Origin of the sequence: Glycomyces harbinensis (assembly GCF_900101745.1) — a bacterium.
GTDB classification, from domain to species: Bacteria; Actinomycetota; Actinomycetes; order Mycobacteriales; family Micromonosporaceae; genus Glycomyces; species Glycomyces harbinensis.
Map to the genome: position 1 here is coordinate 510,074 of NZ_FNAD01000001.1, position 25,103 is coordinate 535,176.

At 70.9% G+C, this 25,103-nt stretch carries 25 protein-coding genes and 1 riboswitch; of the genes, 5 read left to right on the forward strand and 20 right to left on the reverse strand.

Going from position 1 to position 25,103, the window contains the following annotated elements:
• The first annotated feature begins 24 nt into the window (after positions 1 to 24).
• Positions 25 to 1,392: a hypothetical protein gene (locus BLQ63_RS02195; RefSeq protein ID WP_091027610.1), complete on the forward strand. Its 1,368-nt coding sequence runs from the start codon at positions 25 to 27 to the stop codon at positions 1,390 to 1,392.
• The gene (locus tag BLQ63_RS02200; protein ID WP_091027614.1) at positions 1,346 to 1,576 is read left to right on the forward strand and encodes a hypothetical protein; all 231 of its coding nucleotides are present in this window, start codon (positions 1,346 to 1,348) and stop codon (positions 1,574 to 1,576) included. Before BLQ63_RS02195 ends, BLQ63_RS02200 begins: the two co-directional genes overlap by 47 nt.
• 31 nt (positions 1,577 to 1,607) lie before the next feature.
• On the opposite strand, the gene BLQ63_RS02205 is transcribed toward BLQ63_RS02200, so the two are convergent.
• Complete coding sequence (locus BLQ63_RS02205) at positions 1,608 to 2,081, reverse strand: MarR family winged helix-turn-helix transcriptional regulator (RefSeq protein WP_177154770.1); 474 nt, start codon at positions 2,079 to 2,081, stop codon at positions 1,608 to 1,610.
• 59 nt (positions 2,082 to 2,140) lie between these two features.
• Here BLQ63_RS02205 and BLQ63_RS02210 point away from each other — a divergent pair, with 59 nt between their 5' ends.
• On the forward strand, positions 2,141 to 2,518 hold the full coding sequence (locus tag BLQ63_RS02210) for a cupin domain-containing protein (protein WP_177154742.1): 378 nt from the start codon (positions 2,141 to 2,143) through the stop codon (positions 2,516 to 2,518).
• 1 nt (position 2,519) lies between these two features.
• On the opposite strand, the gene BLQ63_RS02215 is transcribed toward BLQ63_RS02210, so the two are convergent.
• Positions 2,520 to 3,914 carry a serine hydrolase domain-containing protein gene (locus BLQ63_RS02215; protein WP_177154743.1) on the reverse strand — a complete coding sequence of 465 codons (1,395 nt, stop codon included), beginning with the start codon at positions 3,912 to 3,914 and terminating at the stop codon, positions 2,520 to 2,522.
• Positions 3,915 to 4,263: 349 nt separating this feature from the next.
• On the opposite strand from BLQ63_RS02215, the gene BLQ63_RS02220 reads away from it, so the two are divergent.
• Entirely contained in the window at positions 4,264 to 4,836 is a 573-nt protein-coding gene (locus tag BLQ63_RS02220) for a hypothetical protein (RefSeq protein ID WP_143014728.1), read from the forward strand.
• Here BLQ63_RS02220 and uppS read toward each other — a convergent pair.
• The 4 genes from uppS to BLQ63_RS02240 form a co-directional block, all read right to left on the reverse strand.
• Positions 4,831 to 5,598 carry a polyprenyl diphosphate synthase gene (gene uppS / locus BLQ63_RS02225; RefSeq protein WP_091027628.1) on the reverse strand — a complete coding sequence of 256 codons (768 nt, stop codon included), beginning with the start codon at positions 5,596 to 5,598 and terminating at the stop codon, positions 4,831 to 4,833. The genes BLQ63_RS02220 and uppS overlap by 6 nt on opposite strands.
• A 227-nt stretch (positions 5,599 to 5,825) precedes the next feature.
• Positions 5,826 to 6,572, reverse strand: coding sequence for a succinate dehydrogenase/fumarate reductase iron-sulfur subunit (locus tag BLQ63_RS02230; RefSeq protein ID WP_091027631.1), 747 nt, complete (start codon positions 6,570 to 6,572; stop codon positions 5,826 to 5,828).
• Entirely contained in the window at positions 6,569 to 8,506 is a 1,938-nt protein-coding gene (locus BLQ63_RS02235; protein WP_091027634.1) for a fumarate reductase/succinate dehydrogenase flavoprotein subunit, read from the reverse strand. Before BLQ63_RS02235 ends, BLQ63_RS02230 begins: the two co-directional genes overlap by 4 nt.
• 1 nt (position 8,507) lies before the next feature.
• Positions 8,508 to 9,245, reverse strand: coding sequence for a succinate dehydrogenase cytochrome b subunit (locus tag BLQ63_RS02240; RefSeq protein ID WP_218125009.1), 738 nt, complete (start codon positions 9,243 to 9,245; stop codon positions 8,508 to 8,510).
• A 77-nt stretch (positions 9,246 to 9,322) separates the two neighbouring features.
• On the opposite strand from BLQ63_RS02240, the gene BLQ63_RS02245 reads away from it, so the two are divergent.
• Positions 9,323 to 10,249 carry a LysR family transcriptional regulator gene (locus tag BLQ63_RS02245; protein WP_091028607.1) on the forward strand — a complete coding sequence of 309 codons (927 nt, stop codon included), beginning with the start codon at positions 9,323 to 9,325 and terminating at the stop codon, positions 10,247 to 10,249.
• Between the two features lie 23 nt (positions 10,250 to 10,272).
• On the opposite strand, the gene BLQ63_RS02250 is transcribed toward BLQ63_RS02245, so the two are convergent.
• From BLQ63_RS02250 to BLQ63_RS02315, 14 genes are all read right to left on the reverse strand, one after another.
• Entirely contained in the window at positions 10,273 to 10,653 is a 381-nt protein-coding gene (locus tag BLQ63_RS02250; protein WP_419774922.1) for an ankyrin repeat domain-containing protein, read from the reverse strand.
• A 531-nt stretch (positions 10,654 to 11,184) separates the two neighbouring features.
• The gene (locus tag BLQ63_RS02255) at positions 11,185 to 12,321 is read right to left on the reverse strand and encodes a chorismate-binding protein (RefSeq protein ID WP_091027640.1); all 1,137 of its coding nucleotides are present in this window, start codon (positions 12,319 to 12,321) and stop codon (positions 11,185 to 11,187) included.
• An 84-nt stretch (positions 12,322 to 12,405) separates the two neighbouring features.
• Positions 12,406 to 14,070, reverse strand: coding sequence for a vWA domain-containing protein (locus BLQ63_RS02260; RefSeq protein ID WP_143014729.1), 1,665 nt, complete (start codon positions 14,068 to 14,070; stop codon positions 12,406 to 12,408).
• 90 nt (positions 14,071 to 14,160) lie between these two features.
• Complete coding sequence (gcvP, locus tag BLQ63_RS02265; RefSeq protein WP_091027645.1) at positions 14,161 to 16,980, reverse strand: aminomethyl-transferring glycine dehydrogenase; 2,820 nt, start codon at positions 16,978 to 16,980, stop codon at positions 14,161 to 14,163.
• Positions 16,981 to 17,056: 76 nt separating this feature from the next.
• Positions 17,057 to 17,157, reverse strand: a riboswitch (glycine riboswitch).
• 21 nt (positions 17,158 to 17,178) lie between these two features.
• Positions 17,179 to 17,718 (reverse strand): MerR family transcriptional regulator, encoded by a 540-nt coding sequence (locus BLQ63_RS02270; protein ID WP_091027648.1) that lies wholly within the window; start codon positions 17,716 to 17,718, stop codon positions 17,179 to 17,181.
• Positions 17,719 to 17,839: 121 nt separating this feature from the next.
• Complete coding sequence (locus tag BLQ63_RS02275) at positions 17,840 to 18,310, reverse strand: bifunctional nuclease family protein (RefSeq protein WP_091027652.1); 471 nt, start codon at positions 18,308 to 18,310, stop codon at positions 17,840 to 17,842.
• Positions 18,311 to 18,435: 125 nt separating this feature from the next.
• Complete coding sequence (locus tag BLQ63_RS02280) at positions 18,436 to 18,873, reverse strand: FHA domain-containing protein (RefSeq protein ID WP_091027656.1); 438 nt, start codon at positions 18,871 to 18,873, stop codon at positions 18,436 to 18,438.
• 34 nt (positions 18,874 to 18,907) lie between these two features.
• Entirely contained in the window at positions 18,908 to 19,288 is a 381-nt protein-coding gene (gene gcvH / locus BLQ63_RS02285) for a glycine cleavage system protein GcvH (RefSeq protein ID WP_091027660.1), read from the reverse strand.
• A gap of 123 nt (positions 19,289 to 19,411) precedes the next feature.
• A complete protein-coding gene (locus tag BLQ63_RS02290; RefSeq protein ID WP_245680822.1) occupies positions 19,412 to 20,026 on the reverse strand; it encodes a CDP-alcohol phosphatidyltransferase family protein in 615 nt (204 codons plus the stop codon).
• A 348-nt stretch (positions 20,027 to 20,374) separates the two neighbouring features.
• Complete coding sequence (locus BLQ63_RS02295; RefSeq protein ID WP_091027666.1) at positions 20,375 to 21,013, reverse strand: hypothetical protein; 639 nt, start codon at positions 21,011 to 21,013, stop codon at positions 20,375 to 20,377.
• 156 nt (positions 21,014 to 21,169) lie between these two features.
• Positions 21,170 to 21,775 (reverse strand): DUF624 domain-containing protein, encoded by a 606-nt coding sequence (locus BLQ63_RS02300; RefSeq protein WP_177154747.1) that lies wholly within the window; start codon positions 21,773 to 21,775, stop codon positions 21,170 to 21,172.
• Between the two features lie 10 nt (positions 21,776 to 21,785).
• Positions 21,786 to 22,670 carry a carbohydrate ABC transporter permease gene (locus BLQ63_RS02305; RefSeq protein ID WP_091027672.1) on the reverse strand — a complete coding sequence of 295 codons (885 nt, stop codon included), beginning with the start codon at positions 22,668 to 22,670 and terminating at the stop codon, positions 21,786 to 21,788.
• A gap of 67 nt (positions 22,671 to 22,737) precedes the next feature.
• Positions 22,738 to 23,727, reverse strand: coding sequence for a carbohydrate ABC transporter permease (locus BLQ63_RS02310; RefSeq protein WP_218125010.1), 990 nt, complete (start codon positions 23,725 to 23,727; stop codon positions 22,738 to 22,740).
• A 23-nt stretch (positions 23,728 to 23,750) separates the two neighbouring features.
• On the reverse strand, positions 23,751 to 25,049 hold the full coding sequence (locus BLQ63_RS02315) for an ABC transporter substrate-binding protein (RefSeq protein ID WP_091027675.1): 1,299 nt from the start codon (positions 25,047 to 25,049) through the stop codon (positions 23,751 to 23,753).
• Between the last annotated feature and the right edge of the window lie 54 nt (positions 25,050 to 25,103).

A 25,103-nucleotide genomic window follows, 5' to 3' on the forward strand; every position in this document is an offset into this window, starting at 1 on the left:
CGATTCCCTCATTGAGGAGCCCGAATGCCCAATCGGCGCCACGCTCGACGCACCCACCGAGACGCCACGAGACTCGCCGCCGCCGGCAACCACCAAGGCGCGCTCGCCGTCTACGCCAGCGCCGCCGCCGAATACCGCGGCTGCCTCGCCGTCCACCCCGGCGACCTCGCCACACGAGCCGACTTCGCCGAACTCCTCGCCGACCGCGCCACCTCCCACACCGCCGTCGGCGAAACCGCCGAAGCCTACGCCGCCCAACACGAACGCGTCACCATCATCACCGCCCTCGACACACCCGCAGGTGACCGGTCACTCGCCCGCCTCGACCTCGCCGAAGCCGCCGCCCGCGTCGGCCGATACATGACCGCCGCAACCGAAGCCGACGCCGCCGTCAGCCTCCTCGACGAAACCGACCCCACCGACCCCCACGGCCCCGGCTTCGCCGACCTCGCCAACGCCCTCGCCCGCGCCGCCCGCGTCTTCCACCGAGCCGCCGACCCCGACCTCGCCGTCGGCGCCGCCGACCAGGCCACCCGCATGCTCATCGCCGTCGACGCCGGCGGCGAACTCCTCCGCGACAGCCTCCGCCTCGCCGCCGGCCTCCACGCCGCCGCCGGACGCACCACCGTCGCACGCAGCGCCGCCGACCTCCTCGCCAAACGATTCCCCGACGTCGAACCCGTCGCCGCCAAACCACCACTGACCTTCCGCGGCGCACTGCAGACCGCCGTCCGCGCCGGCGCCTTCGCCGACCCCGCCCTCATCGACCGACTCTGCCCCGACCCCGCCGGACGCCACGCCGCCCCCACCATCTCCGCACGCTGCGACCTCGGACTCGCCGCCGTCGCACTCCACGCCTGCGAACAGGCCGTCGACCTCTTCGCCCGCGCCCGACCCCACCCCGCACTCGCATGGCGCATCGCCACCGAAGTCCACTACCTCCTCACCGCCGCCGACCGCCAGGCCGAACGCAACCTCCACCTGAACTTCCGCGACCACGGACCGTCCTGGCTCGCGACACTCCTGGCGCTGACCGTGACCGGCGAACGCGGCCCCATCACCGCGGACCTGGCCACGGCGCTGGCGGACCTGTGCGATCGGCTGCACACCAGGCACGCCGCGGCCGACCACGAGCCGCTCATCGTCGCCGCGACCCGGTACGTCAGGGCGAACACCGACCCGCTGCGGGGGCGGTTAGAGTCCTCTCGAAAAGAGGTGAAGTGGGAACGTGTTGACCGATGGGGAGATCGCCGCGGGTTTCGGGCCGACGCTGGCGCTGATGGAGGAGTACCAGCGGGTCGGCGAGGTGCTGGACCGGCTGTTGGACGCCACCGATCCGTCGGAGGTGGCGGAGCGGGACGCGGCCGAGGAGCGGTTCGAGTTCCTCAGTGAGGAGATCTGCCGCGCCACCGCGAAGGCCCTCAAGGGGATCGGGTTGTGGCACGGGGCGGCGATGATCGATGCGGGGCTCGCGATCCCCCAGGAGGTCTGGGCGGACCTCGTCGTGCGGTACCCGCCGTACCCGTCGGTGGTGCCCGATCTCGAGCTGCGGCCGCGCCGGTCCTGGCGGGCCTAGCCGGGCCCTGAGGGCTTGCCGTGCGTGCCGCTTAGCGGCCCGTTCCGAACCAGCCGGGGGCGTCGAGGCGGAACAGTTCGCCGGGTGCGAGGGTGCGCAGGTCCTCGCGCAGGTCGGCGAGGCGCTGTTCGCCGACGGCCTGGGCCCATTGCGCCTGGACGGCGTCGAAGGCGCGCTCCGACAGTTCCAGGACTTCGATGCCGCGGGCGGTCAGGCGCACCTTCTTGGCGCGGGCGTCGCGGGGGTCGGCGGCGCGTTCGAGGTAGCCCTGGCGTTCGAGGGCGGTGATGGTCTTGCCCGCGGCCTGCTTGGTGACGCCCAGGCGCGCGGCGAGTTCGACGGCGGTGGTGCCGTGGGTGCCGATGGCCTGGAAGACGAAGCCGTGCATGGGCCGCACGTCGGGGTGGCCGTGTTCGGCCAGGTCGGCGTGGGCGCGGTCGATGGCGTCGCGGAAGGCCGCGAACAGCAGCAGCGGCAGTTCGTAGCCGGGGGCCCGCTCACCCATGATAGACAACCAGATTTACTATATGGTCAACCATGTTGCCCATTCTAGGAGGCGCACCCATGCGCATCGTCCGCAGCACCCAGACCCGGCGCACCGCCACCGCGTCCGCCGTCATGACCACCCTCGCCTCCCCCGCCCTCGGCGCGGCCGCCAACCCCCTCTGGCGAGTCGAAGCCGGCGCCGGACAGGCCGGACCCCTGCACTGCATCGACGCCGAACAGGTCTGGACCCTCCTCGAAGGCGCCGCCACCGTGACCGTCGAGACCGAACGCGCAGACCTGGCCGCCGGCGACACCATCGTCATCCCCGCCGACCTCCCGCGGCAGTTCATCCCCGGACCGGACGGCTTCGCCGCCGTCGTCACCGGCCCCGGCGCCATGCACGCCTACATGCCCGGTGCCGCCGACGCCAAGAACCCGCTGCCATGGGCCGCGTGAGTCACCCCTGCCGCGGCACCGACCGCCGACCGGAGTGCATGAACCGGGCCCGCCCGTCCTCGACGTCGAGGAACTGCGTGTAACCGCCCGCGGTCCCGTCCGGGTTGCGGGTGGCGAACAGGTCGCCCGCGACCCGGCGGATCTCATCGGTGAACGGCTCGGGAGGCAGACCCGCCCGCACCATCATCGACCGCGCTCCCCCGAGCGGCGTGTACGTCCGCTCGATCCGGCCCTCGCGCACCGCGACCGCGATGCGCTGGTTGCGATCGGCGTAGACGCCGGTGTACCGCTCGACGCCGGCGAGCGACGCCTCCGGGCCCGACAGCACCGGCGCCGGATCGGGGACCACGCCCGCGGCCTCGGCGATCCACGGGTCGACCAGGTCGCGCATCAACCCGAGGTAGGCGCTGTCGTTGACCAGGACGGCGACCACCACGCGCCGCGAGGGAACGACCAGCAGGACCGACTGCACCCCGATGGCCCCGCCGCCGTGCTGGACGAGCGCGCCGTCGCCGACGACCTCCCAACCCAGCCCGACCGACCGCGGCACTGCGAACGCGGGCAACGCGGGACCCGCCTCCCGCATCAACGCCGCCGAAGCCGGCGACAGCAGGCGCGTCCCGTCCGGCCCCAGCCCGTCCGCCGCGTGCATCCGCCCGAAGGCGCACAGCGCCCGCGCGGACATCGCCAACTGGTTCCCCGCCGCCGGATTCGACTCGGGCATGGTCGCCCACACCGGCAGCGGACCCTTCCCCGATCCGGTGTCAAGGTGCCCGATGGCGGTGTTGAAGCCCAGGGCCTCATCGGCGTTGAACGCGATCTCACTGATCCCGAGCGGACCGGCCAGATGGTCCCGCGTCGCCGCGGCGAACGGCAGACCCCGTTTGACCTCCACCAGCCGCCCGAGCACGGCCATGCCGGCGCTGCAATAGGAGTACCGCGACCCGGGCGCCTCCCGCTGCGCCAGCGTCGGCACATGGTCCTCCACCAGCCGCTGCAACGCGTCGTCGCCGCTGGTGGTGGCCTCCCACAGGTCGCCTTCGAACCCGCCGGTGTGCGTCAGCAGGTGCCGCACGGTGATCCGGGCGCTCGCGGCCGCATCGGCGGTGCGAAACCCCGGCAGGTGATCGGCGACTGGATCGTCGAGGCCGACCAGACCCTCATCGACCAACTGCATGACCAGGGTCGCGGTCCAGACCTTCGTGATCGACTGGATCTGGAACACCGATCCGGCGGTCGCCGGCACCTTGGTCCGCAAGTTCACCACCCCGGCCGCGGCCTCCGCGGTCTCGTCGCCGACCGCGACCGCGACGGACGCCCCCGCGATGCCGTACCGCAACAGCACCCTTGCGAGATGGTCGCGAAGATCCGACCGGACACGATCGATCGAGAGCATGGACGCCTCCATGTGAGAGGGAACGGAACCTTGCCAGTAGCCTAAACGCGAGAGCGGAACGATAGGGTGCCCCCATGAAGGCCCTGGCGTGGGCGAACCGGTCGTTCGTGGCCGTGGTCGAGGATCTGCTGCGCTGACCGCTCGACCGAGCGGCGCCCATACGGCTCGAAACCTCGATTTCTCGGCTCCCACCAGGGCTTTTCTTATCGGTGAGTGCGCGGGCGAAGCCCGTGCTCGTGACTTGTAGACCGGCGGATTGCGTTGACTGACAAAGGGGCTCACTGCCTCGGAGTCGATATATCTTGTATCAACTCCGAGTGTCATGCCGTCGAACGTGAGGGGAGGAACCGTGTTCAAGATCGAGTGGACCGCCCGTGAACCGAAGCCGCGGACCGAGATCGACGAACTGTACGGGGAACTCCAGGCATCGGTCGACATCGACGGGCCCTACGAGTTCGCCACACTGGTGTGCGCCGCTCGGCTCCTGGAGACGCGCTACGTCATGGCCCGGATCATCGGGTTCCCCGATCGCGAGCCGACTCTGGACTACACGGACATCGTCGAATTCTTCGAGTGCTCGGACGCGGTCCTCGAAGCCCTGGCCGCGCACCGGGCGGGCGTCATCGAGTTCTACCCGGGATCCGACGCGGCCGAGTACCTCGTCTTCGACGCCGCCGACCCCGTTCGGCTCTTCCGGGTGCCCTGGACCGAAGCGCTGGGGCTCGAGACGCAGGACCCGCTGCCGCACCACGTCACCGAGCGCCCCGTGACCACCACCGGACGCCGCGACCTCGCCGATCACATCGGGAGCCTTCGCCGCGAGTTCGCCCGGGACGCGGTCCGGCACGACCCGCGCCTCGCGGCGCACGAGCCCGTCCGCCGATGGTCGCTCGACGAGGACGGCGGCCGGGGCGTTCTATGAGCGGGCGCGGCGGCGCGCGTAGTCCCGCAGGGCGCGCAGGAAGTCGACGTGGCGAAAGCCCGGCCAGTACACGTCGCAGAAGTACAGCTCGGCGCCCGCCGACTGCCACAGCAGGAAGCTGGAGAGCCGCCGTTCGCCCGAGGTGCGGATGATGAGGTCGGCCGCCGGCAGGTCCGGCGTGTAGCGGTGCAGTCCGATGTCGGCCGGGCTCAACCGGTCGGCGAGGTCGCCGATCGTGCCGCCTTGGGCCGCTTCGTGTTCCAGGAGGGAGCGGACGGCGTCGACGATCTCGGTCTGCCCGTCGTAGCCGATCGCGATGGTCAGGTGCCCGCCGGCGCGGTCGGCGGTCGCCTCGACGGCGGTCTTGAGCGCCGCGGCCGTGGCGTCGGGGAGGCGGTCGAGCTGCCCGGCGATGTGCAGGCGCCACCGGTTGCCCGGTCGCATGAGCCGGTCGGCGATGACCGCCTCGATCATGTCCATGAGGTGGGCGACCTCGCCGCCGTCGCGCTTGGTCAGGTTGTCGACCGAGGCGACGTAGACGGTGACGTGGTCGATGCCGATCTGCGCGCACCAGCCGAGGAGGTCGTCGAGGTGCTCGGCGCCGTACCGGTGGCCGACCCCGGCGTCGGCGAAGCCCTGCTGGCGGGCCCATCGCCGGTTCCCGTCCATGGCGACCGCGACATGCCGTGGCAGCAGGTCGGGCCGGAGCTCGCGCCGCAGGCGCTTCGCGTAGAGCCGGTACAGGATTCGAGGCGCGCCCATGCCGACGAGCCTACGGGGTGAGTGCCACGGGGTGTTCATACATCCGCGGGCAAAGAGAGACACGCGTCACCGTCAAGCGGCGCGACCAAGCGGCCCCCGGCTCGTTGTTTACATGGGGCGGCATTACCCACTCACGTGGGGCGACATTCCCCTGGGGTCTCCCCGCTCACGCGGGGCAGGAGAAACACGAAGCCCCCCGGCCGACGGCCGGGGGGCTTCATACCGTGTCAGGCGGCGCGAACGGCGGCCTTGCGGAAATCGCGGTTGAGCTGGGCGATGACGTCCAGCCCGATCTCCTTGGGGCACGCGGCGGCGCACTCGCCGGTGTTCGTGCACCCGCCGAAGCCGGCCTCGTCGTGGGCCGCGACCATGCCGAGCACGCGCGTGGCCCGCTCGGGCTGCCCCTGCGGGGTCAGCGCGAGGTGGGTGACCTTGGCGCCCATGAAGAGCATCCCCGACCCGTTCGGGCAGGCCGCGACGCAGGCGCCGCACCCGATGCACGCGGCCGCGCTGAACGCGGCGTCCGCGTCCTGCTTGGGGATCGGCACGGCGTGCGCGTCCGGCGCGGTCCCGGTCGGCGCCGAGATGTACCCGCCGGCCTGGATGATCCGGTCGAAGGCGCCGCGGTCGACCACGAGGTCCTTGACGACCGGGAACGCCCCGGCCCGCCACGGCTCGATGTCGATCGAGTCGCCGTCCTTGAACTTGCGCATGTGCAGCTGGCAGGTCGTCGTCGCGGCCTGCGGGCCGTGCGGCTGCCCGTCGATGACGAGCGAGCAGGCCCCGCAGATGCCCTCGCGGCAGTCGTGGTCGAACGCGACCGGGTCCTGGCCCTCGGAGATGAGCCGCTCGTTGAGCACGTCCAGCATCTCCAGGAACGAGGCGTCCTCGGAGACCTCGTCGATCTCGTAGGACACCATCTTGCCCTTGGCGGCGGCGTCGCTCTGTCGCCAGATTCGCAGAGACAGCTTCACTTGTAGCTCCGTTGGGTGGGGTGCACGTACTCGAACTCGAGCGCTTCTTTGTGGAGGATGGGCTCGTCGCCCCCGAACTCCCATGCCGCGACGTACGAGAAGTTCTCGTCGTCGCGCTTGGCCTCGCCGTCCTCGGTCTGGGACTCGGCGCGGAAGTGGCCGCCGCACGACTCGGTGCGGTGCAGGGCGTCGATGCACATCAGCTCGCCCAGTTCGAAGAAGTCCGCGACGCGCCCGGCCTTCTCCAGCTGCTGGTTGAGCTCCTCGGCCTTACCGGTGACCTTGACGCGCTTGTAGAACTCGGCCTTGAGGTCGCGGATGAGCCCGATGGCCTTGTGCAGGCCCTCCTCGGTGCGCTCCATGCCGCAGTACTCCCACATGATCTTGCCCAGTTCGCGGTGGAAGGAGTCCACGGTGCGGTCGCCGTCGTTGCCCAGGAAGAACGCGATGCGGTCGTCGACCTCCTTGCGGGCGGCCACGACGGCCTCGTGGCCCTCGTCCAGGGCCTCGAACGGCCCGTCCGCGAGGTAGTCCGAGATCGTGTTCGGCAGCACGAAGTACCCGTCCGACAGGCCCTGCATGAGCGCCGAGGCGCCCAGGCGGTTCGCGCCGTGGTCGGAGAAGTTCGCCTCGCCGGTCACGAACAGGCCCGGGATGTTCGACGACAGGTCGTAGTCGACCCACAGGCCGCCCATCGTGTAGTGCACCGCCGGGTAGATCCGCATCGGGCGCTCGTACGGGTTCTCGCCGGTGATCCGCTCGTACATGTCGAACAGGTTCCCGTACTTGGCCTCCACGGCCTGCTTCCCCAGGCGCCCGATCGCGTCGGCGAAGTCGAGGTAGACGCCGAGCCCGCCGGGGCCGACCCCGTGGCCCTCGTCGCACACGATCTTCGCGGCGCGCGAGGCGATGTCGCGGGGCACCAGGTTCCCGAACGCCGGGTAGCGGCGCTCCAGGTAGTAGTCGCGCTCGTCCTCCGGGATGTCCGCCGGGTGGCGGTCGTCGCCGCGCTCCTTGGGCACCCACACGCGCCCGTCGTTGCGCAGGCTCTCGGACATGAGCGTCAGCTTCGACTGGTGGTCCCCCGACTGCGGGATGCACGTCGGGTGGATCTGCGTGTAGCAGGGGTTCGCGAAGTACGCGCCCTTGCGATGCGCCCGCCACGAGGCGGTCACGTTGCAGCCCTTGGCGTTCGTCGACAGGAAGAACACGTTGCCGTACCCGCCGGTCGCCAGGACCACCGCGTCGGCCAGCTCCGTGGAGATCTCCCCGGTGACCAGGTCGCGCACGATGATCCCGCGCGCCTTGCCGTCGGCGATGACCAGCTCGAGCATCTCGTGGCGGGTGTGCAGGTCCACCGTCCCGGCCGCGACCTGCCGCTGGAGGGCCTGGTAGGCGCCCAGGAGCAGCTGCTGGCCGGTCTGGCCGCGGGCGTAGAACGTCCGCGAGACCTGCGCGCCGCCGAAGGACCGGTTGTCGAGCAGTCCCCCGTACTCGCGGGCGAAGGGCACGCCCTGGGCCACGCACTGGTCGATGATCTCGGTCGAGACCTCCGCCAGGCGGTGCACGTTCGACTCGCGCGAGCGGAAGTCGCCGCCCTTGACCGTGTCGTAGAACAGGCGGTGCACGCTGTCGCCGTCGTTGCGGTAGTTCTTGGCGGCGTTGATGCCGCCCTGCGCCGCGATCGAGTGGGCCCGGCGCGCCGAGTCCTGGAAGCAGTAGTTCGCGACCCGGTAGCCGAGCTCGCCGAGGGTGGCGGCCGCGCTGGCGCCGGCCAGGCCGGTGCCCACGACGATGACGCGGAGCTTGCGGCGGTTCGCGGGGTTGACCAGGCGCCCCGAGAAGCGGCGCTGCTCCCAGCGTTCGGCGATGGGGCCCGCGGGGGCCTTGGTGTCCGCGACGGGGGAACCCTCGCGGTAGAAGTCAGTGCTCATGTCAGCTCACCAGCCCGAAAGTGACGGCCAGGGGCACGACGGCGAACCCGGCCACGATGAGGACGGCGACCGCGAGTGCGATCGCCTGCGTGCGCCGGCGCCACTTCGCGCCGGGCCCGGCGATGGTCTGCACGGCCGACCAGATGCCGTGCCGCAGGTGGAAGCCCAGGGCGACGAGGGCCAGGAGGTAGAACACGGTGACCGGCCAGCGCTCGGGGCTGAACGTGGCGACCACGGCGCCGTAGGCGTCGTGGGCCTCCTTGACGGGGTTGACCGTCCGCCAGGTGAGGTCCAGCAGGTGCCAGACGACGAACAGGAAGATGACGATCCCGCCCAGGCGCATGACGAAATAGGCGTTGGGCGATTCGCCCTTGTTCTTGTGGCGGTGGGCGTACTTGACGGGGCGGGCGTGGTGGGAGCGCACGGACAGGACGATGCCCGTCCAGATGTGGACGGCGATCGAGGCGACCAGGCCGATGCGCAGGACCCACAGGAGGCTCTCGTGCGGCAGGATCGGCTCGCCGAAGGAGCGCAGGCCGGCCGCGTAGGCGTTCATCTCCTCGCGGCCTTCGAAGATGTGGAGGTTGCCCGCCATGTGGACGATGATGAACAGGACCATCAGGACGCCGGAGACGGCCATGGCGATCTTGAGGCCGATGTTCGACCGCCACGGCTTCCAGGGCGCGCGGGCCCGTTTGACCGGGGGCGCGGCGGTGCGCGATTGCAAATCCGTAGACACGTCCAGAGGCTAGACGCGACAGGCGTCACGGGTCCAATTCATGGTCGTGCCCTGTTTCATGCCGATACGTTATGGAGATGCGCTCGCAGCAACTCCTGGCGTTCCTGGCCGTCGCGAAAACACGACATTTCACTCATGCGGCCGAAGAACTCGGTGTGACACAACCGTCATTGAGTAAGCAGATCCGTACGCTCGAAACGGAGCTGGGCGCGCCGCTGCTGACGCGTTCGCGGGGTCGGATCGAGTTGACGGACGCGGGGCAGACGTTGCTGCCGCACGCGCGGCGGATCACCGCGGCCCATGCGGCGGCGCGGGCCGACATCGACGACGTCCTCGCCGTGCGGGCGGGGCATCTGCGGCTCGGGGCGACGCCGAGTCTGTGCTCGTGGCTGATCGCGCCGCTGCTGACGCGGTACCTGGAGGTGCATCCGGGGGTGACGGTGACGTTGACCGAGGACGGTTCGGGGCCGTTGACGGAGCGGTTGACCGCCGGGGACCTGGATCTGGCGTTCACGATCGGGGACAAGGCGGATGCGACGGGGTTGACGGTGCGCCCGCTGTTGTCGGAGGCGCTCGTGGTCGCTTCGGCCGCGCATCTGCCGCCGTTGACGCGTCAGGCGTACATCGGGCTGGCGCAGTTGCGCGAGCAGGCGTTCGTGCTGCCGGCGCACGGCTACGACTTGCGGGACTTGACGATCACGACGTGCGAGGCCGCGGGGTTCACGCCGCGCACCGGCGTCGACGGCGGGGCGACCGATGCGGTGGCTTCGCTGGTGGAGGCCGGGTTGGGCATCGCGTTGCTGCCGGCGATGATCGCGGCGGGGCATCCGGGGCTGCGGGCGACGCCGCTGGCGCCGCCGGGGGCCAGTCGCACCATCGCCCTGGCCTCGCGCCGCGAGTCGCCGCTGACGAAGGCGGCGGGCAGTTTCGCGGCGGCGTTGGAGGCGCATCTGACGGATCTGCACGCCTGGGGTCGCCTGCCCGAGGGGATGCGGTCGGTCTAGGCCCTGGTCGGTCTTGCCGGGGCCTAGTCGGTCTTGAAGGTGTCGCGGTCGAACATGGCGGCGATCTGGCGGGCCGAGGGGGTTCCGGCGTCGGGGTCGGCGCCGTGTTCGAGGAGCGCGGCCGCGACGTCGCCGTAGTCTTTGAAGACGGCGCCGGCCAGGGGCGTCTGGTCGCGGTCGTTGCGTTTGTCCACATCGGCTCCGGCTTTGACGAGGGCGCGGACGGTGGCGGCGTGGCCGTGGTAGGCGGCCAGCATCAGCAGCGAGTCGCCCGATCCGTTCGCCAGGTCGACCGGCAGGCCGGTCTCGACGAAGCGGAGGAGCCGTTCGGTCTCGCCGGCGCGGGCCAGGTCGAAGGCGGCTTCGGCAATACTGCGGAATTCCTCGTCATCGCTCACGCACACCAGCTTGACACACCCGCACGCCGTCGTGGGACGTTCGCGGCGGGGTGCGCTGCGCGCTCCGCTGTGGACCGGTCGGGTGCGGGTTCACCCGGGCAGGTGTCGGGTCGGGTATTGACACGGCTGCGCCGAGGTGGGAAAGATTGATGCGGGCCCGCGGCGGCGACGCTGACACGAAAACGCCGTGTGCCCTCAATGGTGGGACAAGAACGGTGAGGACTCGGGCATGAGCGAGCCGAAAATCCTAGGGCAGTTCCAATTGGAGCATCGCACTATTCAAGTGAGCGGCGACGACGGCAGTGCCGGGACGGTGTGGCTCCAGCGTGTCCATCCCGATCCGCCCATGGCGTTGGGCTGCGTGGTCGAGCTCGACTCCTCGACGCCGCGCCTGCGCCTGTACCGGGCCGAGTGGCCCGACGACCTCAGGGAGGCGGCGAAGGAGCAGACGCTCGCCATCTGGCGGGCGTCCCGTGGTTTAGGACCCGGCGGGGTCGTTCATCCGACAGTGGGCGGTCGCCCCGGTGATGTCGCCGCTCATGCGGCGGCTTCGAGGGCGCGGGCGATGGCCGCGGCCTTCGTCTCGGCTTCGGCGACTTCGTCCTCGGCCTCCGAGCGCCAGGTGATGCCGCCGCCGGCCCACAGGTGAGCGTGCGTGGCGTCCAGGGCGAGGGTCCGGATGGTGACGCCCAGGCGGATGCGGTCGCCCTGCACGAACCCGAACGCGCCCATGGCCGGTCCCCGGCCTACCGGTTCGAGGGCGCCGACGAGGTCGAGCATCGCGAGTTTCGGGGTGCCGGTGACCGACCCGGGCGGGCACATGGCCCGCAGCACCGCCGCCAGGCCGGTGCCGGGCTCCAGGCGCGCGGTGACGGTCGATTCGGCCTGCCACAGGTCGGCCCAGCGGCGCAGCGCGAACAGGTCCTGCACGGCCACGGTGCCGGGGACGGCGACTTGGGCGAGGTCGTTGCGGCCCAGGTCGACGATCATGACGTGCTCGGCCCGTTCCTTGACCGAGGCGATGAGCTCGCGCCGGCCCCGCGCCGTCGCGGGCGCGGTGCCCTTGATCGGGTAGGCGGCCGCGTTCGGCCCTTCGACGGTGAGGAAGCACTCGGGCGACCCGGAGGCGACCAGCCAGTCCTCGCCGGAGAGGACGCCGCCCCAGGTCGCGCCGGCGACGCCCGCGACCGCGGCGGCCGCCGCGGCGGGGTCGCCCGACCACGGGGCGGAGCGGTGCCCGACGACGTTCGCGACGTAGACCTGGCCGCGGGCGATGGCCTCCTGGACGGCGACGACGGCTTTGGCGTGGTCGGCGCCGGTCCACGACGGGCGCCACGGTCCGACCGCGAACGGCCCGGGAACGGGCGCCTCGCGGCGGGGTCCGTGCTCGTAGGCGACCAGGGCCAGGTCGGGTACGGCCGGTGCGGGACTGGGCGCGCCGGTCGCGCCGCCGACCATGACCGCCCCGGCCGCGGCCGACACCAGCAGGGCCACGCCGCACGCGCCGCCTTCGCCGTGCGGGCGGTCGTGGCGCCGGGCGAAGTCCTCGGCGATCGCGGCGGGGTCGCCGCCGTCGCCCACGCGCCATTCGAGCCGCTCGACCTCGACCAGGCGGTCGCGGCAGGCGGCCGGCGCGCCCGCGGGGGACGCGGGGACGGCTCGGAACATCGACATTGATCAAGTGTCGCCCAGGCGCGGGCGGGCGCCCGCGCCGAGTGGCCCACCTCACGGGCCCCGCGCGTCGTGGTGCCGCGGGGCCTACCCGCCGATGCTGGAGAGCACGTTGCCTTCGGCGGGGGCCTCGATGTAGGAGCCGCCGGTCGCCTCCGCGAGTTGTGTCAGATTGTCGGCGTTGGCCGAGCCGAACCCGACCGTGTAGGCCTTGACCGAACTGTCCAGCGCGGTCAGCGAGGCGGCCGTCTCGTCCACGGTCGGGAGGCTCGCGGTGTCCTCCCCCGAGTTGGTCAGGACCACTACGACGTTCAGCTCGCCCTCGGAGGCGTTCTCGCTCATGTACTCGTACGCGGCCACGAGCGAGTCGTACAGCGGCGATCCGCCTTCGTAGGCTTCGTCGTCGGAGATGTCGTACAGGTCGGAGCTCAGGGTCTCGCGGTTCTCGTCGGACATCTCGGCGATGTCGGTGACCGACCGCCAGTTCGCGCCGTCGTCCGCGCCGACCCCGTACTCCCACAGTCCGGCCCGGTAGGTCGACTCCATCTGCTCGACCATCTCCACGGCCATGCGGATCGTCGCGTCCGAGGAGGTGAGGTCCTCGCCGTCGTAGGTGACCGACTCCTCGACCGCGGCGATCGACCGGTCGACCAGGAACAGGATGTTGAGGTCCTGGCGGTCGGACTGCCAGGACCTGACGGCCTGCCCGACCGCTTCGGGGGTGGTCTGGGCGAGGGCCGCTGCGGGATCGTCGACCGGTTTCAAGTCGGCGTCGGTGAAGCCCGAGGACGCCAGGAAGTCGCCGAACCGCGACGCGATGCCCGCGTCCGACTCCGAGACCCACCCGGTGGCGCCGTCCAGGACCATGTAGGAGGCGACCGCGCTCACGGCCGAGCCCGAGGGCGTGACCGGCACGAGCGGGTCGGCGGGTGCGGCGGTCGCGTTGAACGTCTCGACCTGGTAGTCCAGGGCGGTGAACACCGTCGCCGGGTCGGGCGCCTCGGCGGAGGCGGCGAACTGCTCGGCGACGTCGTCGGTGACCGACCCGGCCTCCACGGCCGCGGAGTAGGCGGCCATGGCGTCCTCGGAGAACCCCCCGGCCCCGTCCGAGGTCGCGTTGAGCATCGACACCAGGCCCTCGGTCGAGGTCCGCGGGTTGGCCGCGGCGAGGTTCAGGGTCCCGTCCGTGGCCAGGGCGAGCACGTCCGCCCACGTCGGCGGCTGGCCCCCCAGCCAGTCCAGTGACGTCGCGGTCGACTCGGGCACCGCCAGGACCGACGAGGCCTGGCCGAGCACGAGCGGCTCGGCGGTCACGTACCCGGCGGACGACTCGCTGGAGGCCACCCAGGAGGCCCACGCCTGCGAGTCGGGGACCCACGCGATCGGGCGCGGCCCCAGCGACTTCGCGTCCCAGGTGCCGGTGATCCCCCGCGCCGCCTCGGCCGAGGACACCTCGGTGATCTCCACGCCCACGCACCGGCCGTCGACCTCGGGCTGCGTCGACTCCCACTCCTGGGCCGCGTCGTCGAGCGAGGAGAACACGCTCGGCGCCGCCGCGACGGTCACCCGGAACACGTCGCCGGAGCAGCCCGACCGCAGGAGCGTCACGAAACCCCAGGTCAGACTCGACGCCACCAGGACGCACACCAAGGTGATCACAATCCACGGCGCGACCTGCATCTTCGCGCCGCCCTTCTTGCGGCGCCGACCGGTCCGGTGCGACTTCACCTTGTGCTCAATACCGAAAACCATGCGCTTCACTCCTGGGGGGGTCGTCGGCAGCCAGTGTAAGGCCCGCATGTGAAAGGCCCGCCCACAGTAGTGAGCGGACCTTCCCTACCGCTACTCCCCGAACGCCTCGATCGGCGGGCACGTGCACGCCAGGTTGCGGTCCCCCCACGCGTTGTCGATGCGGCCGACCGGCGGCCAGTATTTGGCGGTGCTGACCCCGGCGGGGTGGGCGGCTTCGGTCCGCGTGTACGCCCGGTCCCAGTCGTCGGCGGTCACGACCGCGGCGGTGTGCGGGGCCGCGCGCAGCGCCGAGGCCTCCACGCCGACCGCGCCGGAGGCGACCGCTTCGATCTCGGCCCGGATGCCGATCATCGCCGCGCAGAACCGGTCGAGTTCGGCCAGGTCCTCCGACTCGGTCGGCTCGACCATGAGCGTCCCGGCCACCGGGAACGACATCGTCGGGGCGTGGAAGCCGTAGTCGATGAGCCGCTTCGCGACGTCCTCGACGGTGACGCCGGAGCGCTTCGTCAGCTCGCGCAGGTCCAGGATGCACTCGTGCGCGACGAGGCCGTGCTCGCCGGCGTACAGCACCGGGAAGTGCTCCCCCAGCCGCGCGGCGACGTAGTTCGCGGCCAGGACCGCCGAAGCGGTCGCCGCGGTCACGCCCTCGGGGCCCATCATCCGCAGGTACATCCACGGGATCTGGAGGATCCCGGCCGAACCCCACCGGGCCTGGGACACCGGGCCGACCGGACCGGTCGCCTCGAGGGGGTCGGAGGGCAGGAACGGCACCAGGTGCTCGGCCACCGCGACCGGGCCGACGCCGGGCCCGCCGCCGCCGTGCGGGATGCAGAACGTCTTGTGCAGGTTCAGGTGCGACACGTCGGCGCCGAACCGGCCCGGCTTCGCCCAGCCCAGCAGCGCGTTGAGGTTCGCGCCGTCGACGTAGACCTGCCCGCCCGCGTCGTGGACGCGCGCGCACACCTCCACGATCGTCGACTCGTACACCCCGTGCGTCGACGGGTAGGTGACCATCAGGGCCGCCAGGCGGTCGGCGTGGGCGGCGATCTTCGCGTCCAGGTCGGCGAGGTCGACGTTCCCGGCCTCGTCGCAGGCGACGACGACCACCCGCATGCCCGCCAGGACGGCGGAGGCGGCGTTGGTGCCGTGGGCGCTGGCGGGGATGAGGCACACGTCGCGGCCGGTCTCGCCGCGGTCGTGCTGCCAGGCGCGGATGGCCAGGAGCCCGGCGAGTTCGCCCTGGGAGCCGGCGTTGGGCTGGACGGACACGGCCGCGTACCCGCACACGTCGGCGAGCCAGCCTTCGAGCTGGTCGATGAGGGCCCGCCAGCCGCGGGTCTGGTCGGCGGGCGCGAGCGGGTGCACGTCGGCGAACGCGGGCCAGGAGATCGGTTCCATCTCGGCGGCGGCGTTGAGCTTCATGGTGCACGAGCCCAGCGGGATCATGCCGCGGTCGAGGCCGTAGTCGACGTCGGCGAGGCGCTTGAGGTAGCGCATCATCGCGGTCTCGGAGTGGTGCGCGGAGAACACCGGGTGGGTCAGGTAGGCGCTCTCGCGGCGCAGCGCCACCGGCAGCGCCGCCTCGACCGGTGCGCCGAGGTCGGCGCCGAAGGCGCCGCAGACCGCTGCCAGGTCGGCGTCGGTGGTGGTCTCGTCGCAGGAGACGGCGACGGTCCCGACGTCGACGCGGCGCACGTTGACGCCGGCCTCGGCCGCGGCGGCGACCACGGCGTCGGCCCGGCCGGGGACGCCGGCGGTGACGGTGTCGAAGAACGGCGCCTCGCCGGTGTCGATGCCGGCCGCGGTCAGGGACGCGGCCAGGCGGGCGGCCGCGCCGGCGGCGTGCTCGGCGATCCGGCGCAGGCCGGCCGGCCCGTGCCAGACGGCGTACGAGGCGGCGATGACGGCGGGCAGGACTTGGGCGGTGCAGATGTTGCTGGTGGCCTTCTCACGGCGGATGTGCTGCTCGCGCGCCTGCAGGGCCAGTCGCAGGGCCGGCTGGTCGGCCGAGTCGCGGGAAACGCCGACCAGGCGCCCGGGCAGCTGGCGCTGCAGGGACTCGCGCACGGCCATGTAGCCGGCGTGGGGTCCGCCGAAGCCCATGGGCATGCCCAGGCGCTGGGTGGAGCCGATCGCGATGTCGGCGCCGAATTCGCCGGGCGCGGTGACCAGGGCGAGGGCGAGGAGGTCGGCGGCGACCGCGACGGTGGCCCCGGCCGCGTGGGCGGCCTCGGTGGTGGCGGTCCAGTCGATGAGGGCGCCGTCGGCGCCCGGGTACTGGAGCAGGACGCCGAAGGCGCCCGCGGGGAGGCTCGCGGGGTCGGCGAGGTCGGCGACGACGAGGTCGATGCCGACCGGTTCGGCCCGGGTCTTGAGGACCGCGAGGGTCTGGGGCAGGACGCGGGCGTCCACGGCGAAGACCTCGCCGGCGTCGCGTTTGGCGGCCCGGCGGGCCAGGAGCATCGCCTCGGCGGCGGCGGTGGCCTCGTCGAGGAGGCTCGCTCCGGCGACGGGCAGTCCGGTGAGGTCGCCGACCATGGTCTGGAAGTTCAGGAGCGCTTCGAGGCGGCCTTGGGAGATCTCGGCCTGGTAGGGCGTGTAGGCGGTGTACCAGGAGGGGTTCTCCAAGACGTTGCGGCGGATCACGGCCGGGGTGTGGGTGCCGTAGTAGCCCAGGCCGATCATGGAGCGCTTCGCGTCGTTCTGGGCGGCGAGGTCGGCGAGTTCGGCCTGCGCCCGGGTCTCGGAGACGGCCGGGGGCAGGGCCAGGGTGTCCGATGAGCGGATGAGGTCGGGCATGCAGGCGTCCATGAGCGCCTCGAGGCTGGGGTACCCGACGGCTTTGAGCATGGCGTCCTGGTCGGCGGCGCTGGTCCCGATGTGGCGGTCGGCGAAGGAACGGTCGGTCATGGGGTCTCTCCGGTGACAGTCGACGGCTGTAGCGGTCCCCTCGTCTGTCACCGGTTCGGGCCGGCTTCAGAGCGGCCAATTCCGGGCGGTCCTGGTACCTGAGAGTTTGAAGTGAGGGACTTGCCCCTTCGGTGCCGTGGAGCGCATGTGGCCCACGATCTCTCCCGCCCGGTTTTCCGGCTCTGTCGCCATGGTAGGTCAGGAGGCGGACTGTCGTCGACCGGGCACGTCGCCGGTGTGGCGCGCGCCCGGCTGCTCGGGGGCGTGCAGCTGCGTGGGGGCTTTGACCGGGGCTTCCCCCGGGAGGGTCGCCAGGCGTCCCATGACCTCGGTGACGGTGGTGCGCACGGCGATGCCGAAGACGCCCTGGCCCCCGCGCAGGAGGTCGATGACCTCGCCGGCGGAGCGGCATTCGTAGACGGTGGACCCGTCGGACATGAGGGTGATCTCGGCGAGGTCCTTCACGCCCCGCGAGCGGAGCGCCTCGACGGCCTTGCGGATGTTCTGGAGGGAGACCCCGGCGTCCAGGAGGCGCTTGATGACCTTGAGGACGATGATGTCGCGGAAGGAGTAGAGGCGGTTGGAGCCCGACCCGGAGGCGCGGCGGATGCTCGGCTCGACCAGTCCGGTGCGCGCCCAGTAGTCGAGCTGGCGGTAGGTGATGCCGACGACCCGGCACGCGGCGGCGCCCCGCCAGCCGCGGATCTGGCTGGGCGGGACGGCCGGCCGTCCGGCCATGGGTTCATTGTGGGCGTCCATTGCGACCTCCGCGCACCGTAAGTGAGTTCGAAGGTGAGCGTAACCGGCCGTCCCTCCACCATGGGCTGAACGTTAGAAATGCTCGGGCAGGTCGCGGGGCCTATTGGCCTTCGCCGAAGTCCTCCGGCGTGACCTCTTCGAGGAACTCGCGGAACTTCTCCACTTCGTCCTCCTGCGTGTCCGGCAGGACGACGCCGGCCTCGTCGAGGACCGCGTCGGCGCACCAGATGGGGGCCTCGGTGCGCAGTGCGATGGCGATGGCGTCGGAGGAGCGCGAGGAGACGCGGGTGCGCCCGTCGAGGACGAGCTCGGCGTAGTAGACGGTGTCGCGCAGTTCCGTGATCTCCACGGAGGTGAGGGTGACGTCGAGGGCGTCGAGGACGTCCCTGATGAGGTCGTGGGTGAGCGGGCGCGACAGCTGCACGTCCTGCTGCTGGTAGGCGATGGCCGCGGCCTCGACGGTGCCGATCCAGATCGGCAGGTACCGGTGGCCGTCGGTCTCCTTGAGCAGGACTACCGGTTGGTTGCTCGGGAGTTCCACGCGGACCCCGACTACGGTCATCATCCGCACCGGTACGCCTCCAACGGGTCGCCGTCGTTGATGCCGGACCCGCCGCGGGAATCCCGGGGCGGGTCCAGAGACTGTCAGCCTACTCGCCGACGGCGCGCGGGGCGCGCCGTGCGGCCGGGGGACGCCTAAGCGGCGGCCGGCTTGGGGCCGGAGATGAACACCAGGCGGAACTTGCCGATCTGGACTTCGTCGCCGTTGCCCAATCCCGCGGTCTCCACCCGCTCGCGGTTGACATACGTGCCGTTGAGGCTGCCCACGTCGCGGACGGTGAAACCGGCCGCGTCCCGGTGGAACTCGGCGTGGCGCCGCGAAACGGTCACATCGTCGAGAAAGATATCGGAGTCGGGGTGCCTCCCCGAAGTCGTCACCTCGGTGTTGAGCAGAAAACGCGCGCCGGCGTTCGGTCCACGGCGGACGACCAGCAGCGCAGTGCCCGCCGGCAGCGAGTCGGCCAGACGGGCGGAGTTCAGCTCCGCGTCGACCTCGCCGCCCTCCTGAAGGGCGGACAGGTTCATCGTGGCCGTCACATCCGGCGGAGGGAACTCGTCATTCGAACGCGTCATGGATTGCCACCTTCTACAAGTCTGGACCCTCTGGTCACTCCGTAAGCTTCGCATACGCACCGGCGTCGAGCAAAGCAGTGAGCGAGCCTGCATCCTCGACCTCGATGTCGAACATCCAGCCCGCCGCATAGGGGTCGCTGTTCACCAATTCCGGGGATTCCGACAATTCGTCATTGCGTGCAAGAATCTTACCGGTCAACGGAGCGTACACGTCGGAGACGCTCTTGGTCGACTCGACTTCGCCGACCACGTCACCGGCCCGAACCTGGGTTCCTGCCTCCGGGAGCTGGACGTATACGACGTCGCCGAGCGCGCTCTGCGCGAAGTCGGTGATGCCGATGCGGACGACGAGACCCTCGCCGCGCTCTTCGACCCACTCGTGCTCCGCGGTGTAACGCAGTTGCTCCGGAATCACCTGGCGCTCCCCTCTGAGAAACCCCGCTGCATCGAGCGGGTCGGACGCACATGAACCTATCGCCCGGCCCGATGCGCCTCGCGCCGGGGCCGCGCAGCGTGATCGAAACGCCCCGATGGGCGCTCAGGCCGGGACGGACGCCTCGGGGCGCCCCGACCGGATGAGTCCGGCGGCCTGGCGCAGGTAGACGGCCGCGGCCAGCCAGTACAGGCCCAGGCCCCACCAGGCGAGCGCCCAGCCCAGGGGCTTGGCCCACGCGGCGGCCTCGGCGACCAGTCCGGCCAGTACGAGCACGGGGAAGGACATGAACACCACCGTGGTGGCGCACTTCCCGAGGAAGTGCACTTGCGGTGGGGCGAACCCGTGCCAGCGCAGCACCACCACCAGCGACACCATGACCGCTTCGCGCAGCAGGACCGCGAGGGTGAACAGCCACGGCAGGAGGCCGATGAACGTCAGGACCAGCAGGGAGCTGAGGATGTAGAGGCGGTCGACGAACGGGTCGAGGAGCCGCCCGAGCTTGGAGACCTGGTTGAGGTGGCGGGCGAGCTGCCCGTCGACCCAGTCGGTGCCGCCGCCCACGGCCAGGACCACTGCGGCCTGCCAGTAGTACTGGGTGGCCAGCAGGAGGTAGCAGAACAGCGGGATGCCGAGCAGGCGGACGGCGGTGACCAGGTTGGGCCACGTCCACACGCCCCATCCGGCGGGAGGGGGCGACGCTGCTGCTGGCTTGCTCAAGGCGGTCCTCTCGGCGGGCCCGGTCTCGTGGGGAGGCTGGGCCCTGGGTCGGTCTCCTCTCGCCCGCCGGTGCGGCGAGCGGTCTCCAAGGTCAAGAATGGTCGTTGCGGTGGGTGTACCCGAGATTCTAGCCGTAGACGCCGACATCCGTATCCCGGAAATCGGCGGACCCGATCAGGCGCGCGAACGCCTCGTGCGGGGAACCGCGAGATGGGGGCGAGTGCGGTCGGTCCTCACTGGAGGTCGCGGGCCCTGGACGGGAGTCGCGGCGGCGGTGAAAAGTGACAGGAAACAACCCGGGCCGGCGTCTGTGACCGGCCCGGGACGGCGCATAAGCCGCGCAAGGCGCTAGACCGGCGGGGCGCCGGGGATGAACGTCTGCGGCTCCTCCTTGCGGAAATACGCGTTCGCCGAGGGGACGGCGAGGAGGATGATGACCGCGATCGAGCCGAGGGTCGCCAGCGCGAGGGCGCCGTAGGAGGCGATGTCGGTCCACGCGGGGTAGGCGCCGGCGACGGCGTCCACGAGCGCTTGGACGTCGAGGCCGTCGAGGCCGCCTTCGGCTTCGATGCCGGCTTCGAGGAACTGGGCGATGAACAGCTGCGAGACGGCGATGAAGCCGCCGCATACGAGCACGATGGGCTGGACGACCCAGGTGATGACGCGTGCGGGGCGTTTGCCGGCGCCGTTGAGCAGTGCCAGCACGATGATGAGCACCGCGATGCCGATCGGGGCGTACGCGGTGGCGCCGGTCGACTCGAAGGTGGTGCCCTGGGGCAGGTCGGACATGGCGTGGCCCTGGGCGGCGAGTTCGTCTTCGGCCGCGGCCTGGGCGTCGGCGCCGTAGAGGATCCCGGCGACCGACTGGGCGATGAGGAAGAGGGCGAGCAGGATCTGGAGCCACACCGCGGTGGTGACCGATCCGGGTCGGGTCCTGGCGGCGGGCGGCTGGGGTTCGGGGGCGGGCGGTGCGGGCGGGATGGACATGGGTTCCTCCGTGCGGGTTCACGGTCGCGACCGTGACGGCTGTGCCGCTGCCCAACGGAAAGCAGCGGGGCTGTCACACCCACGCTAGCAAGCATCGACGACCATCGTTGGAAGGAATACCCGTCCTTCGCAAGCACTACAAGAAGGGTCCTCGCGCTACTCCTCTCGGGCGAGGCGCCGGCGGTGCACGGCCACCGCCGCGCCCACCAGGCACCCGCTCATCGGCACGACCAGCAGCCACAGGGCCCATACGCAGACCGCCAGGACGGCGGTGCCGCCCAGGAGGATGCCGGTGCCGGAGGCGTCGTCCCGGGTGCGTTCCAGGGCGGCCCGGAAGAGGCTTCGCCACCGCTCCCGGGGTTCCCATGCGGCGCAGGCGCGCAGCAGGACGGTGGCGGCCAGTCCGGCGACCAGGAACGTCGCCGCGGCCAGGGCCGAGCGGCCCGGGACGCCTTCTTGGGCGAGGACGAACAGGTTCGCCAGGAGCACGAGGGCGACGGCGCACATGGCCAGGCCGACCCGCCACGATTCGCGCCAGGCGGTGCGGAAGTCGGTCCAGAACGTGGCGAGCGTCGACGTCTCGCCCGCGGCGAACGCGGCCACGTGCCGCGACCCGGCCGCGAGTGCGGCCGGGATGGTCACGACCGGCAGCGCCGCGATGCAAAACCACAGTCCGGTCAGCAGGCATTCGGCGAAGAGCGCGAACCCTTCGCCGAACGCCTGCCCGCGCCGCCCGAGCGGGCGGCGCCTCGTCTTGGCCACGGTCGCCACGCTAGCCCTTGACTCCGGAGGTGGCGATGCCCTTGATGAGGAACTTCTGGAAGACCAGGAAGAACAGCACCACCGGGATCAGCGACAGCAGTGTCATCGCCATCATGCCCCCGTAGTTGGAGACGGCCTCGGTGTTGTTGTAGGACTGGAGCAGTCGCGGCAGGGGGAACTTCTCGATCTCGTGCAGGTAGATCAGGGGCCCCATGAAGTCGTTCCACGACCAGATGAACGTGAAGATCGACGACGTCACGATCGCCGGTCGCAATAGCGGCAGCATGATCGAGAAGAAGATCCGGAAGTGCCCGGCCCCGTCGATCGTCGCCGCCTGGTCGAGTTCGCGCGGGATGCCCCGCAGGAACTGCACGTACATGAACACGAAGAACGCGTCCAGGCCCAGGAACTTCCCGATGACGAGCGGGAAGATGGTGTTGACCACGTCCATCTCGGAGAAGATCAGGTACTGCGGGATGAGCATGACCTGGCCGGGCAGCAGCAGGGTCGCGATGACCACGGCGAACATGGTCTTGCGGCCGGGGAACTCCAGGCGCCCCAGGGCGTAGGCGGTGATCGAGCACGACGCGAGGATGCCGACCACCGACAGGGCGGCGATCACGAACGAGTTCCAGAAGAACCGCCACAGCGGCACTCCGGCCATGCCGTCGAAGGCGCTGGCGAAGTTCTCCCAGGTGATCGAGGTGGGGATCGGGGAGATGTTGGTGAGGATGTCGGAGTTCTCTTTGACCGAGGCGGTCAGGACCCAGAAGGCGGGGTAGAGGACGACGACGAGGACGGCCAGGAGCGCGAGGTGCCAGACGACGGACTTGGCCTTCGCGCCGGCCGTGCGCTTCTTGCGTTCGATCACGCGCGGCGCTGCGGTGGTACTCATCAGCGTTCACTCCGATTCGGGGAAAGGCGAGCGCAGCGAGCCGGTTGGGCGGGGCGACGGGTGCGGGTCATTTGTTGTCCTCCCCTGCGTAGTAGACGAGGTTCTTCGCGGCGCGGAACATGATCAGGGTGACGACGCCGACGGCGAGGACGAGCATCCACGCCCAGGCCGAGGCGTAGCCCATGCGCAGGTCCACGAACGCGAGGGCGTAGATGCGGACGGTGTAGAACAGGGTCGACCAGGCCGGTCCGCCGGCGGTGCCGCCGATGATGAACGCGGGGCCGAACAGCTGGAAGGCGTGGACGGTCTCCATGAGCACGTTGAAGAAGATGACCGGCGAGAGCATCGGGATCGTGATGTGCACGAACCGGTGCCATTTGCCGGCGCCGTCCATTTCGGCGGCTTCGTGGAGTTCGCCGGGGACTTGGAGGAGCCCGGCCATGAAGATGACCATCGGCGCGCCGAACGTCCACACGCTGAGCAGGACGAGCATGAGGATGGACACGTCGGGGTTGCCGATGAACCCGCCGCCGTCCCAGCCGAACCAGGACATGAACTGGTCCTGGGGGCCGCCGGCGGCGAACAGGGCCTTCCAGACGATGGCGATGCCGACGCTCATGGCGATGAGCGAGGGCATGTAGAACGCCGCCCGGTAGAAGCCGATGCCGCGCCGCGACTGGGTCAGCAGCATCGCCACCGCCAGGGAGGCGACGAGTTTCAGCGGCACCGCCAGCAGCACGTACAGGAGCGTGACCTTGACGGCGCGGGCGAACATCGGGTCGGCGAACATCGCCGTGTAGTTCTCCAGGCCGATGAAGTCCCCGCCGAGGACGAGGTGGTAGTCGGTGAACGACAGGTACAGCGACCAGAGCATGGGACCCACGGTGAACACCAGCGAACCGATGATCCAAGGGGTCATGAAGGTGTAGCCGACGAGGCGCTCGCCGCGGCGCGAGGGCGGGGTGCGGCGCTTGGCCGCCCCCCGCTTCCTGCTCGCGGTCGGCGCTCCGGCCTCACTCGCCGCGGGCGCGGCGGTGGCGGAAGGAGAAGCTGACACGGTGACGTTTCCTCGGTTGTCGGTTACTGCTCGGCGGCCAGGAGGGTCTCGGCCTCGGTGAAGAACAGGTCGGCGGCCTCCTGCCCGGTCATTTCGCCGTACTGGACCTGCTGGTAGATCTCCGCGAACTTGACCTCGATGGCGCCGGTCGCCGACGGCGGGGCCGGCGGCGGGGTGGTCAGGTACTGGGCGACGGAGGCCTCGTAGTCGAGCACGCCCTGGGTCGCAGGGTCGATCTCGACGTTCTCCAGGCCGGTGTTGGTGGCCGGGATGCCGCGGTTGGTGCCGAGGATCGCGATGGCCTCGGGGTCCCCGAGGAGGAAGTCGACGAGCTTCGCCGACGCCTCGGCCGCTTCAGAGGTGCCGGAGATGACCAGCTGCATCGACGGCTTGAGGTACAGGCCCAGGTTCGCCGGGTCCAGCGACGGGGGCGCGGCGAGCGCGAGCGTGCCGCCGTTGGCCTCGACGGTGGGCGTGTACGCCGGCATGAAGTTGTCCCAGCCGATCTCGGAGGCGAGGAGGTCCTGGACGAGGCCGCCTTCGACCCATTCGATGGTGGTCTCGACCGGCGGGACGTCCCCGGCGGCGTACAGGGCGGCGCTGGTGGCCCACCATTCGACGAGCTTGGCGGTCTCGAAGTTGAGGGCCTTGCCGTCTTCGGTGTAGAAGCTGCCGCCCTGCTGGCGCAGCCACAGCTCCATGAAGTGGTACTGGCCGGCCCAGTCGCCGCCGCCCCATTTGCCGTCGCCGAGTCCGGCGGTGACGGTGGCGATGTCGGTCCCGTACTGGTCCCAGCTGTAGCCGGGGGCCGGGGTGGCGACGCCGTGGGCTTCGAACCAGTCGGCGCGGTAGATCAGCCCGAGGGTGTTGCCGGCGATCGGGACGGCCAGGAGCTGCCCGTCGAGTTTGGCGGTGTCGAGGAACCCTTCGCGGAAGTCGTCGGTCTTGACGACGCCTTCGAGGGGCAGGAGCATCCCGCTGGAGCCGAACTGGCGCAGTCGCGAGTAGTCCATCTGGAAGACGTCGGGCAGGTCCCTGGAGGCCATGCGGCCGGCGAGGCCCTCCCAGTAGGTCGGGAAGTCCGCGAAGTTCGTCTGGACCGTGATGCCTTCGTTCTTGGACTCGAAGAGGGCGATGGCCTCCTTGGTGATTTCGGCGCGGACGTCGTCGCCCCACCATTCGAAGCTGATCTCGATGGGGTCGTCGGCGGTGCCGGCGGGCCCGTCGTCGTCGCCGCAGGCGGCCGCGGCCGCGAGGGTCGCGGCCGCCGCGGCGCCGGTGAGGAGGGATCGGCGCCGGAGGCGGTAAGGGTCGCGGATCATCGTTGATTGCTCCTTCTTATAAGAGGGGTCCCGCCGGAGCGGGCCTTCGGGATC